General features: G+C 61.4%; 15 protein-coding genes. 8 read left to right on the top strand and 7 right to left on the bottom strand.

Annotation, left to right across the window (positions count from 1 at the left end; all coding sequences use genetic code 11):
* Window positions 1-1170, bottom strand: coding sequence for an efflux RND transporter periplasmic adaptor subunit (locus LVW35_RS17865; protein WP_233891359.1), 1170 nt, complete (start codon window positions 1168-1170; stop codon window positions 1-3).
* 252 nt (window positions 1171-1422) lie between these two features.
* On the opposite strand from LVW35_RS17865, the gene LVW35_RS17860 reads away from it, so the two are divergent.
* The 5 genes from LVW35_RS17860 to LVW35_RS17840 all read left to right on the top strand — a co-directional run bounded on the left by LVW35_RS17860 (window position 1423) and on the right by LVW35_RS17840 (window position 6532).
* Entirely contained in the window at window positions 1423-1905 is a 483-nt protein-coding gene (locus LVW35_RS17860; RefSeq protein WP_326489588.1) for a sigma-70 family RNA polymerase sigma factor, read from the top strand.
* A gap of 120 nt (window positions 1906-2025) precedes the next feature.
* On the top strand, window positions 2026-3363 hold the full coding sequence (locus LVW35_RS17855) for a lysine N(6)-hydroxylase/L-ornithine N(5)-oxygenase family protein (protein WP_233891357.1): 1338 nt from the start codon (window positions 2026-2028) through the stop codon (window positions 3361-3363).
* A 148-nt stretch (window positions 3364-3511) separates the two neighbouring features.
* Entirely contained in the window at window positions 3512-4732 is a 1221-nt protein-coding gene (locus LVW35_RS17850; protein WP_058426732.1) for a putative DNA modification/repair radical SAM protein, read from the top strand.
* Window positions 4729-5562 carry a TIGR03915 family putative DNA repair protein gene (locus LVW35_RS17845; RefSeq protein ID WP_233891356.1) on the top strand — a complete coding sequence of 278 codons (834 nt, stop codon included), beginning with the start codon at window positions 4729-4731 and terminating at the stop codon, window positions 5560-5562. Before LVW35_RS17850 ends, LVW35_RS17845 begins: the two co-directional genes overlap by 4 nt.
* Window positions 5563-5638: 76 nt before the next feature.
* Window positions 5639-6532: a GNAT family acetyltransferase gene (locus LVW35_RS17840; RefSeq protein ID WP_233891355.1), complete on the top strand. Its 894-nt coding sequence runs from the start codon at window positions 5639-5641 to the stop codon at window positions 6530-6532.
* A 58-nt stretch (window positions 6533-6590) separates the two neighbouring features.
* On the opposite strand, the gene LVW35_RS17835 is transcribed toward LVW35_RS17840, so the two are convergent.
* The 5 genes from LVW35_RS17835 to LVW35_RS17815 all read right to left on the bottom strand — a co-directional run bounded on the left by LVW35_RS17835 (window position 6591) and on the right by LVW35_RS17815 (window position 12656).
* A complete protein-coding gene (locus LVW35_RS17835) occupies window positions 6591-7610 on the bottom strand; it encodes a branched-chain amino acid aminotransferase (RefSeq protein WP_233891354.1) in 1020 nt (339 codons plus the stop codon).
* 107 nt (window positions 7611-7717) lie between these two features.
* Window positions 7718-9097: a dihydrolipoyl dehydrogenase gene (gene lpdA / locus LVW35_RS17830; RefSeq protein ID WP_233891353.1), complete on the bottom strand. Its 1380-nt coding sequence runs from the start codon at window positions 9095-9097 to the stop codon at window positions 7718-7720.
* Window positions 9098-9100: 3 nt separating this feature from the next.
* Window positions 9101-10360 (bottom strand): dihydrolipoamide acetyltransferase family protein, encoded by a 1260-nt coding sequence (locus tag LVW35_RS17825; protein WP_233891352.1) that lies wholly within the window; start codon window positions 10358-10360, stop codon window positions 9101-9103.
* Window positions 10361-11419, bottom strand: coding sequence for an alpha-ketoacid dehydrogenase subunit beta (locus LVW35_RS17820; RefSeq protein ID WP_233891351.1), 1059 nt, complete (start codon window positions 11417-11419; stop codon window positions 10361-10363).
* Between the two features lies 1 nt (window position 11420).
* Window positions 11421-12656, bottom strand: a complete 1236-nt coding sequence (locus LVW35_RS17815; protein WP_233891350.1) for a 3-methyl-2-oxobutanoate dehydrogenase (2-methylpropanoyl-transferring) subunit alpha — start codon at window positions 12654-12656, stop codon at window positions 11421-11423.
* A gap of 195 nt (window positions 12657-12851) precedes the next feature.
* On the opposite strand from LVW35_RS17815, the gene bkdR reads away from it, so the two are divergent.
* Window positions 12852-13340, top strand: coding sequence for a Bkd operon transcriptional regulator BkdR (bkdR, locus tag LVW35_RS17810; RefSeq protein ID WP_017136255.1), 489 nt, complete (start codon window positions 12852-12854; stop codon window positions 13338-13340).
* Window positions 13341-13368: 28 nt separating this feature from the next.
* Here the strand turns inward: bkdR and LVW35_RS17805 are convergent, their stop codons facing one another.
* On the bottom strand, window positions 13369-14232 hold the full coding sequence (locus LVW35_RS17805) for an MBL fold metallo-hydrolase (protein WP_233891349.1): 864 nt from the start codon (window positions 14230-14232) through the stop codon (window positions 13369-13371).
* Between the two features lie 168 nt (window positions 14233-14400).
* On the opposite strand from LVW35_RS17805, the gene LVW35_RS17800 reads away from it, so the two are divergent.
* Window positions 14401-15645: an NAD(P)/FAD-dependent oxidoreductase gene (locus LVW35_RS17800; RefSeq protein ID WP_233891348.1), complete on the top strand. Its 1245-nt coding sequence runs from the start codon at window positions 14401-14403 to the stop codon at window positions 15643-15645.
* Window positions 15646-16452 (top strand): sulfite exporter TauE/SafE family protein, encoded by an 807-nt coding sequence (locus LVW35_RS17795; RefSeq protein ID WP_233891347.1) that lies wholly within the window; start codon window positions 15646-15648, stop codon window positions 16450-16452.
* The last annotated feature ends 123 nt before the right edge of the window (window positions 16453-16575 follow it).

The following is a 16575-nucleotide window of genomic DNA, read 5'->3' as shown; positions in this document are numbered from 1 at the left end:
TCAACCCCCGTTGCCGTCGGCAGGGCCGATCAGCAGGTGATCGCCTTCGTTCAGGCCTTCAAGCACCTCGACTCGCAGGCGGTCGCTGATACCCAGGCGCACTTCGCGATCCTCGATGCGACCATTTTTTGCCACGATTCGGGCAATTTGCCGGTCGGCACTCGACGTGCCTTGCAGGGCGGCAACCGGTGCGGTGAGGGCGTCCTTGACCTGGCTGGCGACGAAAAACACCTGGGCAGTCATTTCGGCCATCAGCGTGTTGTCACTGTTGTCCACATCCAGCAACACGGTGTACAGCACCACGCGGCCGCTGCCGCTTTTACTCGAGCTGTTGGGGCTGCCGCTGCCTTGGGTTTCATTCAGTGGCTTGGGCGGAATCGGCAGGATCTGCCGCACGGTACTGGTCCAGCGCCGGTTACCGCCGCTCAGGGTGGTGAAATAGGCAGTCATGCCCGGTTTTACATGCCCGATATCGGCTTCCGAGACTTCAGCCCACACGGTCATCGGCGACAATTTGGCGATGCGCAGGATCAGCGGGGTCTGCTGCTGGGCGTTGAGGGTCTGACCGACCCGCGCGTCTACAGCCACCACGGTGCCGGTCATGGGCGCGTAAATGCGCGTGTAACCCAACTCCGCCTCATCGCTGCGCAGGCTGGCCTGGGCTTGCAGGATCTGCGCCTGGAACATGTCGACCCGGGCCTGGGTGGCGCGCAATTCAGCCTTGGCGGTTTGCACATCTTCCTCGCGGGTGGCGTTACCGGCGGCCAGGCGTTGCTGGCGTTGGTACTTCTGGCGCGCCAGTTCGTGCTGGGCCTTTTGTTCCTGCAACTGGGCTTTCAGATTTTCGATGGCGTAGCGGCTGGCGTCGAGCTTGGCTTTTTGCGTGGAAGGATCGATCTCCACCAGCAATTGGCCTTCCTGGACTTGGTCGCCGGCCTCGACGTGGATCTTGCGGATCTGCCCCGACGCCTGGGCGCCCACGTCCACATAACGACGCGGTTGCAGGGTGCCCAAGGCGGTCACGCTGTTCTCGATATTGCCGCGGGTGACAGTGATGGTGGTGAGGGTGTCACGCCCCGGCGGCAGCACCTGCCAGGCGGCGACGGCAAGGAGGGGGATCAGGCACGCGATAACAAGCAAGGCGCGTCGGGCAGGTCGAGGGCGTTTCATGCTTAGGTTCCAGCCAGGAAAGTTCGGACCGCAGTTGCGGGGAGCTGACAAGTAAACGAGAAAATTGCGCGGGGATTTAGGCGGTTACATACGCAGTTACAGCTCCTTTGAAGAAAAAAATCGTCCGTTGATGCAAGTCTGCTTAAAAGTAGATGAGAATTACTATAAATTGCACATACCCAAACTGCCATTACCTAACCGCTGTCTTTGTTGCGCCCAAGGACCTAATGCCGCCCCCGGCGGTCGGGAGTCATGTTGGAAAACTACTATCGCGAGCTGGTGTGTTTCCTCAACGCCAAGCTGGGCAACCGCCAGGTGGCCGAGGATGTGGTGCATGACGCTTATGTCCGGGTGCTGGAGCGTTCCAGCGACACCCCCATCGAGCAGCCCCGCGCCTTTTTGTACCGCACCGCGCTCAACCTGGTGATTGACGGCCATCGACGCAACGCCTTGCGTCAGGTCGAGCCCCTGGATGTGCTTGATGCCGACGAGCGCTTCGCCACCTGTTCGCCCCATACCACCCACGACCACGGCCAGCGCCTGGAACTGCTCGAACGCGCCCTGGCCGAGCTGCCAGCGACCTGCCGTGACAGTTTCCTGCTGCGCAAGCTCGACGGGCTGACCCATCTGCAAATCGCTGAACGGCTGTGCATTTCCCGCGCGCTGGTGGAAAAACACATCGTCAACGCCATGAAGCACTGCCGCGTGCGGATGCGCGAGTGGGAAGCGCACTGATCACTGATCAGTTAAATTTTATTTCACTGTCCTCGTTTCCTATCAACACATGGCCTGTTGTGCAGGTCTTGAAAGGTATTCCCGCCCCACCGCCAAGGGGCTTATCCAGAGGACACTGGAATGACACAGGCAATTGCTTCGCCCGCGGTTCACGACCTGATCGGTATCGGTTTCGGCCCTTCGAACCTGGCGCTGGCCATCGCCCTGCAGGAGCGCGAAAAGGCCCAGGGCAAACTGGACGTACTGTTCCTGGACAAGCAGGCCGACTACCGCTGGCACGGCAATACCCTGGTCACCCAGAGCGAGCTGCAGATCTCGTTCCTCAAGGACCTGGTGACCTTGCGCAACCCCACCAGCCCGTACTCCTTCGTCAATTACCTGAAAGCCCACGACCGCCTGGTGGAGTTCATCAACCTGGGCACCTTCTACCCGTGCCGCATGGAGTACAACGACTACCTGCGCTGGGTCGCCGGTCAGTTTCAGGCCCAGGCGCGCTACGGTGAAGAAGTGCTGGCCATCGAGCCGATCCTGCACCAGCAGCAGGTCGAAGCCCTGCGCGTGATCTCCCGCGATGCCCTGGGCGAGCAGCATGTGCGCACCACTCGTTCGGTGGTGGTCAGCGCCGGTGGCACGCCACGTATTCCCGAGGCGTTCAACGCGCTCAAAGGCGACAGCCGGGTGTTCCACCATTCCCAATACCTGGAGCGCATGGCCAGCCAGCCGTGTGTCGACGGCAAGGCCATGCGCATCGCCATCATCGGCGGCGGCCAGAGTGCGGCCGAAGCCTTTATCGACCTGAACGACAGCTTCCCGTCGGTGCAGGTCGACATGATCGTGCGCGGCTCGGCGCTCAAGCCGGCCGATGACAGCCCGTTCGTCAACGAAGTGTTCTCGCCGGCCTTTACCGACCTGGTGTTCCAGCAGGAGGGCGCCGAGCGCGAGCGCCTGGTGGCCGAGTACCAGAACACCAACTATTCGGTGGTGGACCTGGACCTGATCGAGCGCATCTACGGCATTTTCTACCGCCAGAAAGTTTCCGGCATCGCCCGCCAGGCGTTCCGCACCATGACCGTAGTGGAGAAGGCCACCCCAGGTCCGCTAGGCATTGAATTGGTGTTGCGCAACAACGCCAACGGTGACACCAGCATCAATCACTATGACGCGGTGATCCTGGCCACTGGCTACGAGCGCCAGACGCACCGCGCCTTGCTCGCGCCGCTGGAAGACTACCTGGGCGACTTTGAGGTGGCGCGTGATTACCGCATCGTCACCGACGAGCGTTGCAACGCCGGTATCTACATCCAGGGCTTCAGCCAGGCCAGCCACGGTTTGAGCGACACCTTGCTGTCGGTGCTGCCGATTCGCGCGGATGAGATCGCGGCGTCGCTGTATGCACTGGACCGCGGGCGCGGCCAGGGGCGTTCGGTGCAGGACCTGTTACTCGCCACCGCGAGCTGAGTTCCAGTTCCAGTTGCAAGCGGCAAGCAGCAAGCAGCAAGCAGCAAGCAGCAAGCAGCAAGCAGCAAGCAGCAAGCTTGCAGCTGGAAACTTGCAGCTTGCAGCTTCTCCCTGATACTGTACAAAAAACCAGTATCGGTAGCCCTCCATGCAGTTGATCGAAAAACTCAGCATCCTCGCCGACGCCGCCAAGTATGACGCCTCGTGCGCCAGCAGTGGCGCGCCCAAGCGCAGTTCCGAGGGCAAGGCGGGGCTGGGTTCCACCGATGGCATGGGCATCTGCCATAGCTATACGCCGGATGGGCGTTGCGTGTCATTGCTCAAGGTGTTGCTCACCAACTTCTGTCTCTACGATTGCCAGTACTGCGTCAACCGCCGCTCCAGCGACGTGCCCCGTGCGCGTTTCAGCCCGGAGGAGGTGGTCACCCTGACCCTGGATTTCTACCGGCGCAACTGCGTCAGCGGGTTGTTTCTCAGTTCCGGCATCATCCGTTCGTCCGACTACACCATGGAGCAACTGGTGCGGGTCGCCAAACTGCTGCGTGAAGAGCATGACTTTCGTGGCTATATCCATCTCAAGACCATTCCCGATGCTGACCCGGCACTGATCGCCGAAGCGGGGCGTTACGCCGATCGCCTGAGCGTGAACATCGAACTGCCCACCGAGGCCAGCCTGCAGACCCTGGCGCCGGAAAAAAAGATCGTGTCGATCAAACAGGCCATGCAGACCATCTACACCGGCGAGCAGACGGTACGCAACGAACCGCGCGCGCCGCGTTTTGCCCCGGCCGGGCAGAGCACGCAGTTGATCGTCGGCGCCGACGACACCGATGACAGCACCATCCTCCACGGTGCCGAGGCGTTGTACGGCAACTTCAAGCTGCGCCGCGTGTATTACTCGGCATTCAGCCCCATTCCCAACAGCCCGAAAAGCGTGCCTCTGGCAGCACCGCCGTTGATGCGCGAGCACCGCTTGTACCAGGCCGATTTCCTGTTGCGCAGCTATGGGTTCAACGCCAATGAACTGTTCAAAGGTCCCGGCCACCTGGCCCTGGACATCGATCCCAAGCTGGCCTGGGCCCTGGATAACCGCGACGTGTTCCCCCTGGATCTGAATCGCGCCGAACCGACCCTGATCGCGCGTATTCCAGGCATTGGTTTGCGCACCACCCAGCGCCTGGTGGACCTGCGCCGCGAGCGCAAGATCCGCTTCGAAGACCTGGCGCGCATGCGTTGTGTACTGGCCAAGGCCAAGCCGTTTTTCATCACCAGCGACTACCACCCGCAACAGGCCGACAGCACCAGCGTGCTGTTGCGCGAGCAACTGCGTGACCGTCCACAGCCGCAACAAATGGGGTTGTGGGGATGATCAGCCTGGAATGCAACAACCTGTTCAGCACCTGGCGCGAGCAGGCGCGCTGGCTGCTGAGCCATCAGGTCGACCCCAGCCAGGTGAGCTGGGGCGAGGCCGAGGTGGCGGACCTGTTTGCTACCGATGAACCGATTCCCGAGGGGCTGGGGCCTTTCCAGACGCGAGTGCCCAAGACCCTGCTGGAATTGCTGGAATCGGCTGCCTGTTACCACGGCGACCAGCGCTGGAGCCTGTTGTATGAAGTGTTGTGGCGTGTCAGCCATGGTGACCGCACCGCCATGCTGGCAGGGGACAAGCTGGGCAGTGAGTTGCAACGCCGGATCAAGCAGGTCAGCCGCGAGGCGCATCACTTGCACGCGTTTGTGCGGTTCATCGCGCTACCGGACGGGGCTGGTCCCGAGCTGCCGGAATACGTGGCGTGGCATGAGCCTGCCCATGACATCCTCAAATCGGCCAGCCAGCATTTTATCGGGCGCATGGGGCGCCATCGCTGGATGATCGCCACGCCGTTGGACGGGGTGTACTACAACGGTGAGCAGTTGATTCATCAGCGCGAGTGTCCCGAGGTGTGGCGGCAATTGGCGCAGAATGTCGAAGACCCCCACAGTGCGATGTGGCTGACCTACTACAGTCATATCTTCAACCCGGCCCGGTTGAATCCCAAGGTGATGGAAGGGCATTTGCCCAGCCGGTTCTGGAAGAATCTGCCGGAGGGCAAGTTGATACCGGGGTTGATCAGTGAGGCGCGTACCGGCAAGCAAAAGGATGGGCAGGCGAAGCTGATAGGGGAGAGGCCCGGCAAACGTATCTCAAGCGGGCACAGTTAAAAATGTGGGAGGTTGGTGCGGCGATTCCACATTGGTATTGTGCGGGTTGTTAAAACGCCGTCAGCCAGGAGGAATCATGTCTATCGCCGTTCGTCTTGCCCAGGCAGCCGATGCCGAAGGGATCAGCCAGGTCATCCTGGCAGCCTTGCACAGCAGCAATGCGCGGGATTATCCGGCGGATGTGATTGCACGGGTGGCCAGTAATTTCACACCGGATGCCGTGTTGGCCTTGCTCAAGCGCCGCCTGGTACTGGTGGCAACTCAGGATCAATTGATCATCGCCACCGCCGCCCTCGACGGCAATGTGGTGCGCTCGGTGTTTGTCAACCCAGCGCTGCACGGGCAGGGAATCGGTCGCCTGTTGATGGTCGAGATCGAACTGCGCGCTCGTGAGGCCGGGGTGACGGTATTGAGCGTGCCGTCATCACTGACGGCCGAGCCGTTCTACACCAAGCTTGGGTTTAACACCGTGCGCGACGTTTACCACGGCAACGAGCGCACGCTGGTGATGGAAAAGGCGCTGCTGTCCCGGCATCCCATTGGGCCGTATCGTGACCGCCAACATCGGGCGCAAGTGGTTGCGCTATGGCAGCAGGCTTTTGGCTATGACACTGCCCATAACGTGCCGGCCCTGGCGATCGATAAGAAACTGGCCGTCAACGATGGGTTGTTCTTCGTGGCGACGGATAAAAAGGCGGTGATCGGGACGATTCTGGCCGGCTATGACGGCCATCGTGGCTGGCTGTATTCAGTGGCGGTACACGCGGATTATCGGCGCCACGGCTTGGGGTCTTCACTGGTGCGCCATGCGGAACAGGCATTGACTGCCCTGGGGTGCATGAAGATCAACCTGGAGATCACCGGCGGCAACGACGCGGTGGTGGGGTTCTACGAGGCGTTGGGGTATGGGGTGGAGCCGAGGATCAGCATGGGCAAGAAGATTGCCGAAAACATCCCGATACGGTCTTGAGAACAAATGTGGGAGCGAGCAAGCCCGCTCCCACATTTTGGTTTTGCGTTCTTGTGGGTTAGACCTTGACGATCCAGCCTTCTGGCGCTTCAACGTCACCGGTCTGCACACCGGTCAGCTCTTTGTAGAGCTTCTGGGTGATCGGGCCGACTTCAGTCTCGCTGTGGAACACGTGCAGCTTGCCGTTGTACTGGATGCCGCCGATCGGTGAGATCACCGCTGCGGTACCGCAGGCGCCGGCTTCCTTGAACTGGTCCAGCTTGTCGATGAACACTTCGCCCTCGACCACTTTCAGGCCCAGGCGGGACTGGGCCAGTTCGATCAGCGACAGGCGGGTGATGCCTGGCAGCACCGAAGGCGACTTCGGCGTGATGAACTGGTTGTCGTGAGTGATCCCGAAGAAGTTGGCCGAGCCGACTTCTTCGATTTTCGAATGGGTCATCGGGTCCAGATAGATTGCGTCGGCAAAACCGGATTTCTTCGCTTCGGAACCTGGCATCAGGCTGGCGGCGTAGTTGCCACCGACCTTGGCGGCACCAGTGCCTTGTGGCGCGGCGCGGTCGAAGGTGGAAATCTGGAAGTTGTGTGGCACCAGGCCACCTTTGAAGTAGGCGCCGACCGGGATGGCGAACACAGAGAAGATGAACTCCGGCGCAGTACGCACGCCGATGTTGTCACCCGTGCCGATCACGAAGGGACGCAGATACAGCGCGCCGCCGCTGCCGTACGGCGGGATGAAGCGTTCGTTGGCCTTGACCACTTGCTTGCAGGCGTCGATGAACACGTCAGTCGGCACAGGTGGCATCAGCAGGCGGGCGCAGCTGCGTTGCATGCGGGCGGCATTCTGGTCCGGGCGGAACAGGTTGATCGAACCGTCCTTGCAGCGGTAGGCCTTGAGGCCTTCAAAGCATTGCTGGCCATAATGCAGGGCGGTGGAGCCCTCGCTGATGTGCAGCACGTTGTCGTCGGTCAGGGTGCCTTCTTGCCATTCGCCGTTTTTCCAGACTTGAAGAAACCGCTTGTCGGTCTTGATGTAGTCAAAACCCAGCTTGTCCCAATTGATGCTTTCGTTACCCATGACACCCTCTATCTCTGGTCAACCGCCTGGTCAAAGGCAGGCTTGTCGGTTTTTTTCTGGATGGGCGCAACAATACTTCATTCTTGCTTTGTGTGGGAGCGGCGGTTTTACAGGTGCAACGCGTGCCCCAACGCTCTTAATGCGGCTTCCTGTACCGCTTCACCGAGGGTTGGGTGGGCGTGGATGGTGCCCGCCACGTCTTCCAGGCGCGCACCCATTTCCAGGCTCAGGCCAAAGGCGGTGGACAGTTCCGAGACGCCAACCCCCACAGCCTGCCAGCCGACGATCAGGTGATTGTCACGCCGTGCCACCACCCGCACGAAACCGGTTTTGGACTCCAGGGTCATCGCCCGGCCATTGGCCGCGAACGGGAAGCTCGACACAATGCAGTCCAATCCGGCGGCCTTGGCTTCGTCCGGTGTTTTGCCGACCACCACCAGTTCCGGGTCGGTAAAACACACCGCCGGGATTGCTGCCGGGTTGAATTCGCGGGTTTGACCGCTGATCAGTTCGGCCACCATCTCGCCCTGGGCCATCGCTCGGTGCGCCAGCATCGGTTCGCCGCTCAGGTCGCCGATGGCATACACATTGCGCATGCTGGTCTGGCAGCGGCTGTCGATCTTGATCGCCGCGCCGTTCATCTCCAGGTTCAACGCCTCAAGGTTCCAACCCTGGGTGTTCGGTTTGCGACCAACGGCAACCAGCACCTGATCAGTGGCCAGCGACAGGGTGTCGCCATTCGGGTCGCGTACTTGCAGGTTGCCATCGGCAAAACCGGTGACACTGTGCTCGAGGTACAGCTTCACGCCCAGTTGCTTGAGGGACTCGTTCACCGGTTGGGTCAACTCGGCGTCGTAGGCCGGCAGGATGCGGTCCTGGGCCTCGACCACGCTGACCTCGGCGCCGAGCTTGCGGTAGGCAATCCCCAGTTCCAGGCCGATATAACCGCCGCCCACCACGATCAAGCGCTTGGGCACGCTTTCCGGTGCAAGGGCTTCGGTCGAGGAGATGATCGGCCCGCCAATCGGCAGCATTGGCAGGTCGACGCTTTTCGAACCGGTGGCCAGCAACAAATGTTCGCACTGGATGCGTTGGTCGCCGACCTCGACGGTCTTGCCGTCCACTACCTTGCCCCAGCCGTGGATCACTTGCACCTTGTGCTTCTTCAGCAGCGCCGCGACGCCGGTGGTCAGGCGATCGACGATGCCGTCTTTCCATTCCACACTTTTGCGGATATTCAGGGTCGGCACATCCACTTCGATGCCCAGTTGCGAGCCCTGGCTATGGTGGATGGTTTGCTGGAACTGCTCGGCCACATGAATCAAGGCCTTGGAGGGAATACAGCCGATATTCAGGCAGGTGCCGCCCAGCGCCCGGCCTTCCACCAGGATGGTCGGGATGCCCAGTTGCCCGGCACGGATAGCTGCTACGTAGCCGCCAGGACCGCCGCCAATGATCAGCAGCGTGGTATTCAATGTCTGCGTCATGCCTTACTCCAGGAACAGGCTGGCGGGTTGTTCGAGCAGGCCGCGAATGGCCTGGATGAATTGCGCCGCGTCCATGCCATCGACCACCCGGTGATCAAAGGAGCTGGAGAGGTTCATCATCTTGCGCACCACGATCTGGCCTTTGATCACCATCGGCCGTTCGACGATGCGGTTGACGCCAACGATGGCCACTTCCGGCAGGTTCAGCACCGGTGTGCTGACGATGCCGCCTAAAGCGCCCAGGCTGGTCAGGGTGATGGTGGAGCCCGACAACTCATCACGGCTGGCCTTGCCATTGCGCGCCGCCTTGGCCAAGCGCGTGATTTCTTCGGCAGTGCCCCACAGGCTGCGGGCTTCGGCGTGACGCACCGCCGGCACCATCAAGCCAACGTCGCTCTGGGTGGCGACGCCCACGTGCACGGCGCCGAGGCGGGTGATGACCTGGGCCTCGTCGTCGTAACGCGCGTTGATCTGCGGGAAGTCACGCAGTGCCACCACCATGGCGCGCACGATGAACGGCAGCAGGGTCAACTTGCCGCGCGTGGCGCCATGTTTCTCGTTGAGGTGCACGCGCAACTCGTCGAGGGCGGTGACGTCGATCTCTTCCACATAGCTGAAATGCGCGGCGCGCCGGGTGGCGTCCTGCATGCGCTGGGCGATCTTGCGGCGCATGCCGATCACCGGGATCTGTTCTTCGGTATTGCGTTCGGCGTAGAGGTTGGCGGCGGTCGAAGGTTTTGACGCACCTTGTAGCAGGTAGGCGTCGAGGTCTTCGTGCAGGATGCGTCCCGCCGGGCCTGTGCCTTGGACCAGGCGCAGTTGGATCCCGGCATCCAATGCATGTTTGCGCACGGCAGGGGAGGCCAGCGGACGTTCGTCGGCTTCGCGCGCCACCGGCGCTTGGGCTGCAACAACCGGCGCAGGTTTGCGTTCAACCGCCACCGGTGCAGGCTTGGCTTCAACCACAGAGGCGACCTTCGGCGCCTCCTTCACTGCCGGCGCTTCCTTGGCGTTGCCCGCGCCTTCCACTTCAATGCTGATCAGAATACTGCCCACGGCCATGATTTCACCCGGCTCGCCGCCAAGGGAAATCACCTTGCCGTGCACCGGCGAGGGGATGTCCACCATCGCCTTGTCGGTCATTACATCCGCCAGCACCTGGTCTTCGACGACCATGTCGCCGACCTTCACGTGCCACACCGACAGTTCAACTTCCGCGATGCCTTCGCCAATGTCCGGCATCTTGATAACGTGCGTGCCCATTCAGACCTCCATGACCCGTTTCAACGCCGCGCCCACTCGGGACGGCCCTGGGAAATACGCCCACTCTTGCGCATGCGGGTAGGGGGTGTCCCAACCGGTGACGCGTTCGATCGGCGCTTCCAGGTGGTGGAAGCAATGCTCCTGCACCAGCGACACCAGCTCGGCACCAAAGCCGCAGGTGCGGGTGGCTTCATGCACCACCACGCAACGGCCGGTCTTCTTCACGGATTTGACGATGGTTTCCAGGTCCAGCGGCCACAGGCTGCGCAGGTCGATGACCTCGGCGTCGATGCCGGTTTCTTCGGCGGCGACTTGCGAGACATACACGGTGGTGCCGTAGGTCAGCACAGTGACGGCTGAGCCTGGGCGCACGATGGCGGCCTCGTCCAGCGGCACGGTGTAGTAACCGTCCGGCACTTGGGCTTGCGGGTGCTTCGACCAGGGGGTCACCGGACGGTCGTGATGGCCATCGAACGGGCCGTTGTACAGGCGTTTTGGCTCCAGGAAGATCACCGGGTCATCGTTTTCGATGGAGGCGATCAGCAGGCCTTTCGCGTCATAGGGGTTCGAAGGCATCACCGTGCGCAGGCCGCAGACCTGGGTGAACACCGCCTCGATACTCTGGCTGTGGGTCTGGCCGCCGTAGATGCCACCGCCGCAAGGCATGCGCATGGTCAAAGGCGCGGTGAACTGGCCCGCCGAGCGATAACGCAGGCGCGCGGCTTCGGAGATGATCTGGTCGGTGGCGGGGTAGACGTAGTCCGCGAACTGGATTTCGGCCACCGGGCGCAGGCCATAGGCGCCCATGCCCACCGCCACACCGATGATGCCGCTTTCGGAGATCGGTGCGTCAAACACCCGCGAGCTGCCATATTTGGTCTGCAAGCCTTCGGTGCAACGGAACACACCGCCGAAATAACCGACGTCCTGGCCGAACACCACCACGTTGTCGTCACGGTCGAGCATCACATCCATGGCCGAGCGCAGGGCCTGGATCATGGTCATGGTGGTGGTGGTCATGGCGGTTTCCACTTCAATGCTGTTGTTGTGATCGTTCATGTCAGATCCCCAACTCTTGACGCTGGCGCTTCAAATGCTCCGGCATCTCTTTATAGACGTCTTCGAACATGGTCGCGGCGCTTGGAATCTGGCCGCCGGCGAGGGTGCCGTACTGTTCGGCTTCTTTCTGTGCCTTGACCACCTCGGCTTCAAGTTCGGCACTGACCGCCGCATGTTCCTCTTCGGACCACTGGCCAATCTTGATCAGGTGCTGCTTGAGGCGCGCAATCGGGTCGCCCAGGGGAAAGTGGCTCCAGTCGTCGGCGGGACGGTATTTCGAAGGATCATCAGAAGTGGAGTGCGGACCGGCGCGGTAGGTGACCCACTCGATCAGCGTCGGGCCCAGGTTGCGGCGCGCACGTTCGGCGGCCCAGGCAGAGGCGGCGTACACCGCGATAAAGTCGTTACCGTCCACCCGTAGGGAGGCAATGCCGCACCCGACGCCGCGTCCGGCGAAGGTAGTGGCTTCACCCCCGGCGATCGCCTGGAAGGTGGAGATGGCCCACTGGTTGTTGACCACGTTGAGAATCACCGGCGCGCGGTATACATGGGCGAAGGTGAGGGCGGTATGGAAGTCGGATTCGGCGGTGGCACCGTCGCCGATCCAGGCGGAGGCGATCTTGGTATCGCCCTTGATCGCCGAGGCCATGCCCCAGCCCACGCCTTGTACGAATTGGGTAGCGAGGTTGCCGGAAATGGTGAAGAAGCCGGCGTCTTTCACCGAGTACATGATCGGCAGCTGACGCCCCTTGAGCGGATCACGCTCGTTGGACAGCAGTTGGCAGATCAGGTCCACCAGCGGCACTTCACGGGCCATCAGGATACTTTGCTGGCGGTAGGTGGGAAAACACATGTCGTCGATGTTCAAGGCCAGCGCCTGGGCGCTGCCGATGGCTTCTTCGCCAAGGCTCTGCATGTAGAACGACATTTTCTTCTGGCGCTGGGCGACCACCATGCGGTTGTCGAAGATCCGCGTCTTGAGCATGGCGCGCATGCCTTTGCGCAGGATCTCGACGGGAACGTCTTCAGCCCACGGGCCCAAGGCCTGGCCCTGATCGTCGAGTACGCGAATCAGGCCTTTTGCCAGGTCGGCGGTGTCGGTGGGTTCTACGTCGATGGCGGGTTTGCGCACCAAGCCGGCGTCGGTCAGGCGCAGGTAGGTAAAGTCGGTTTTGCAGCCTGGTCGGCCCGAGGGTTCAGGGACGTGCAGGCGCAGGGGTTCATACTGCTGGGTCATGGCTTTCTACGCTCTATCTTGTGAATTTCTTGTAGTGGGCGCGCTAGCTGACAGTCAGCCTCCGGATAGGAGAAATCTTGTCCTACAACAATCATAGGCGGGGCGTAGAAGAATATTTATCTGTGTTTCATTGCGCTCAGGATCATTTGCGGATAAAAAAACTGCATAAACATAATAAACAGGTGATTTTGTCTCATGCGTAAACTGGACCGTACCGATATTGGCATTCTCAACGCCCTTCAGGAGAACGCCCGCATCACCAACGCCGACCTGGCCCGCTCGGTCAACCTGTCGCCCACGCCGTGTTTCAATCGGGTGAAGGCAATGGAAGAATTGGGCTTGATTCGCGACCAGGTCACGCTGCTGGACGCCGATTTGCTGGGGCTGCACGTCAATGTGTTCATCCACGTCAGCCTGGAGAAACAGAACGAACTGGCGTTGCAACAGTTCGAAGGCGCGATCTCCGACCGCCCCGAGGTGATGGAGTGCTATTTGATGGCCGGCGACCCGGACTATCTGATCCGGGTACTGGTGCCGACGATCCAGTCGCTGGAGCGCTTCATGATGGACTTTTTGACCAAAGTGCCGGGCGTCGCCAACATCCGCTCAAGCTTTGCGCTCAAGCAAGTGCGCTACAAAACCGCACTGCCACTGCCGGCCAACGGCATCAGCCTGGGTTCCTGATTCAACGCTCCCACATTTAAGTCGCATTTCAGAGTTGGTTGAGGGGGATTTTCAGGTAGGTCACGCCGTTGTCTTCCGCCGGCGGCATATTCCCCGCCCGCACATTCACCTGGATCGCCGGCAGCAGCAGCGTCGGCATTCCCAGTCCCGCATCGCGTGTGGTGCGCATCTGCACAAACGCCGGCTCATCCACCCCATCATGCACATGAATATTCCCCGCCCTCTGCTCAGCCACTGTCGTCAGGCACTTCGCCTCACGGCCTTCAGGCGGGTAGTCATGGCACACATACAGTTGGGTCTCGGGTGGATAGGCCAGCAACTTGCGCATCGACGCATACAACTGCCGCGCATCCCCCCCAGGAAAATCACAACGCGCCGTGCCCACATCCGGCATGAACAGCGTGTCACCCACCAGGATCAGTCGGTCATCGATCAGGTAGGCCATGTCCGCCGGCGTGTGCCCGGGCACATGCAGGGCCTGGGCCTTGATGTTACCGATGTGAAACACCTCATCCGGCGCAAACAGATGATCGAACTGTGAGCCATCCACACGAAACTCCGGCTCCAGGTTGAACAGGTTCTTGAACACGTCCTGCACTTTGCTGATGGACTGGCCAATCGCGATCTTGCCGCCCAACGTGCGGCGCAGGTAAGGCGCGGCTGAGAGGTGATCGGCGTGGGCGTGGGTTTCCAGCAGCCATTGCACCTGCAGCCGATGTTCGCGCACATAGGCGATCACTTTGTCGGCTTGGCGCGTGTCGGTGCGCCCGGAAGCCGGGTCGTAATTGAGCACCGAGTCGACAATGGCACAGGGGCCATCATCTGCTTCATGCAGGACATAGGTGTAGGTCGACGACGCCTCGTCCAGAAAGGCTTGAATCAATGCGGGCATGGCGGCGGTCCTTGGTGGTGGATTGCGGCTTACATTCGAGATGTTTTCCACATAGGCTTGCGAGCTTAAGGGAAAAAAACGGTCCGAGGCAAAGGATCGACCTGTAACGGGACGTAACGCCATACGGCAACGCCCCTTGTGTGCATTGACGATAAAAGGCGATAGACCATGACCGACCAACACTGGGGCCCTACCATCAGTGGCGACATCGTAGTCATCGGCGGCGGCTCGGCGGGCATCGGCCTGCTGGCCAGCCTGCTCAAGCGCGACCCCCACTTGAACATCACCCTGATCGAACCGAGCGATCATCATTGCTACCAGCCCGCCTGGACCCTGGTGGGCGGCGGCGCCTATGACCTGAAAAAGACCCGCCGACCGCTGGCCGACGTCCTGCCCAATGGCGTTACCTGGATACAGGCTGCCGTCACCGAGCTGCTGCCCGACGAGCAGGCCCTGATCCTCGACAGCGGCCAGCGTGTCAGCTGGCAAAACCTGATCGTCTGCCCCGGCCTGCGCCTGGCGTGGGAGAAGGTCGAAGGGCTGCAAGAGACACTCGGCCAGAATGGCGTCACGTCCAATTACAGCTACCAATACGCCGACTACACCTGGCAACTGGTGCAGCAACTCAAGGGCGGCAAGGCGATTTTTACCCAGCCGGCCATGCCGATCAAATGCGCGGGGGCGCCGCAGAAGGCCATGTACCTGTCTTGCGACCACTGGCTGAAACAGGGCGCTCTGAAACACATCGATGTCGAATTCAACCTGGCCGGCACCGCGCTGTTTGGTGTGGCGACTTTCGTACCGCCGTTGATGAAGTACGTGGAAAAGTACAACGCCCGCCTGGCGTTCAATTCCAACCTGGTGAAAGTCGATGGCCCGGCGCGCAAAGCCTGGTTCGACGTGAAGGACACCGATGGCACTGTCAGCGTTGAAGAAAAGTCCTTCGACTTGCTGCATGTAGTCCCACCGCAAGTCTCGCCGGATTTCATCCACCAAAGCCCGTTGGCCGACGCGGCCGGTTGGTGCGAAGTGAACCCACACAGCTTGCAGCACCTGCGCTACCCGCACATCTTCGGGCTGGGCGACGTGTGCGGCACCACCAATGCGAAGACTGCCGCTGCGGTGCGCAAGCAGATCGTGGTGGTTGCCGAAAACCTGTTGGCCCTGCGCAAGCAGGCGCCGCTGCCGCTTAAATACGATGGCTATGGTTCCTGCCCATTGACGGTGGAGAAGGGCAAGGTGGTGCTGGCCGAGTTCGGCTACGGCGGCAAACTGCTGCCGACCTTCCCCCTGGACCCGACCCAGGCGCGCCGCTCGATGTGGTTTCTCAAGGCCACCTTGCTGCCGTGGTTCTATTGGAACGGCATGCTCAAGGGCCGCGAATGGCTGACCCGCTTGAGCAAGGTGGACTGAATGCTGCTGGCCAGTGTGTTGGGATTATTGATGGGCCTGGTCATGGGCCTGACCGGTGCCGGTGGCGGCATCCTTGGGGTGCCGGCGCTGGTGCTGGGGTTGGGCCTGAGCATGACCCAGGCCGCGCCGGTGTCGCTGCTCGCCGTTGGCGCGGCGGCAGCGGTGGGTGCGATCGACGGTTTGCGCCATGGTTTGGTGCGCTATCGCGCAGCACTGTTGATCGCCTTGCTCGGTGCGCTGTTTTCGCCGGTCGGGGTGTTTCTCGCCCACCAACTGCCCGAAGCGCTGCTGATGGGGCTGTTCAGCGCATTGATGGTGTTGGTGGCCTGGCGCATGTTGCAGCGCGAAAAACGCGAGGCCGGGCCGAGTGACCATGGTACCGCGTCCTGGGGCCAGAAAAACTGCATGCTCGATCAGCAGACCGGGCGCTTCGCCTGGACCGCCAAATGCAGCGCAACCCTGGCGGCCCTCGGCGCGGTGACCGGTGCCGTGTCCGGCCTGCTCGGCGTCGGCGGTGGCTTCCTGATCGTGCCGGCGTTCAGGCAACTCACCGATGTGCAGATGCGCGGTATCGTCGCCACGTCCTTGATGGTCATCAGCCTGCTCTCGCTGATCGGTGTGGCCGGTGCGCTCCATGCTGGTGTGCGCATCGAACCGGTGGGCTGGGTGTTTATCGGTGCAAGCATTGTCGGCATGCTGGCTGGCCGACGCCTGTGTGCGGTGATCCCTGCGCGTGTCTTGCAGGTAGGTTTTGCAAGTTTGTGTGTGGTGGTGGCCGCCGGAATGCTGTTCAACGCGTTTCTCTGAAACACAGGCAGAGCCGTGTTGAGAGAGGTATCGGCCCAGGGCATTGATACCTGTTAACACCGCCTGCGGCATTTTGCGCCATGCTCGCAGCCTGATTTGAGGGCTGACGGAGCCCGCCACAAC

The sequence above is a fragment of the Pseudomonas sp. HN11 genome (assembly GCF_021390155.1).
In the GTDB taxonomy this organism is placed as follows: Bacteria; Pseudomonadota; Gammaproteobacteria; order Pseudomonadales; family Pseudomonadaceae; genus Aquipseudomonas.
The sequence above is the reverse complement of the archived record's forward strand: the minus strand, read 5'-3'. Positions and strand labels throughout refer to the sequence as shown.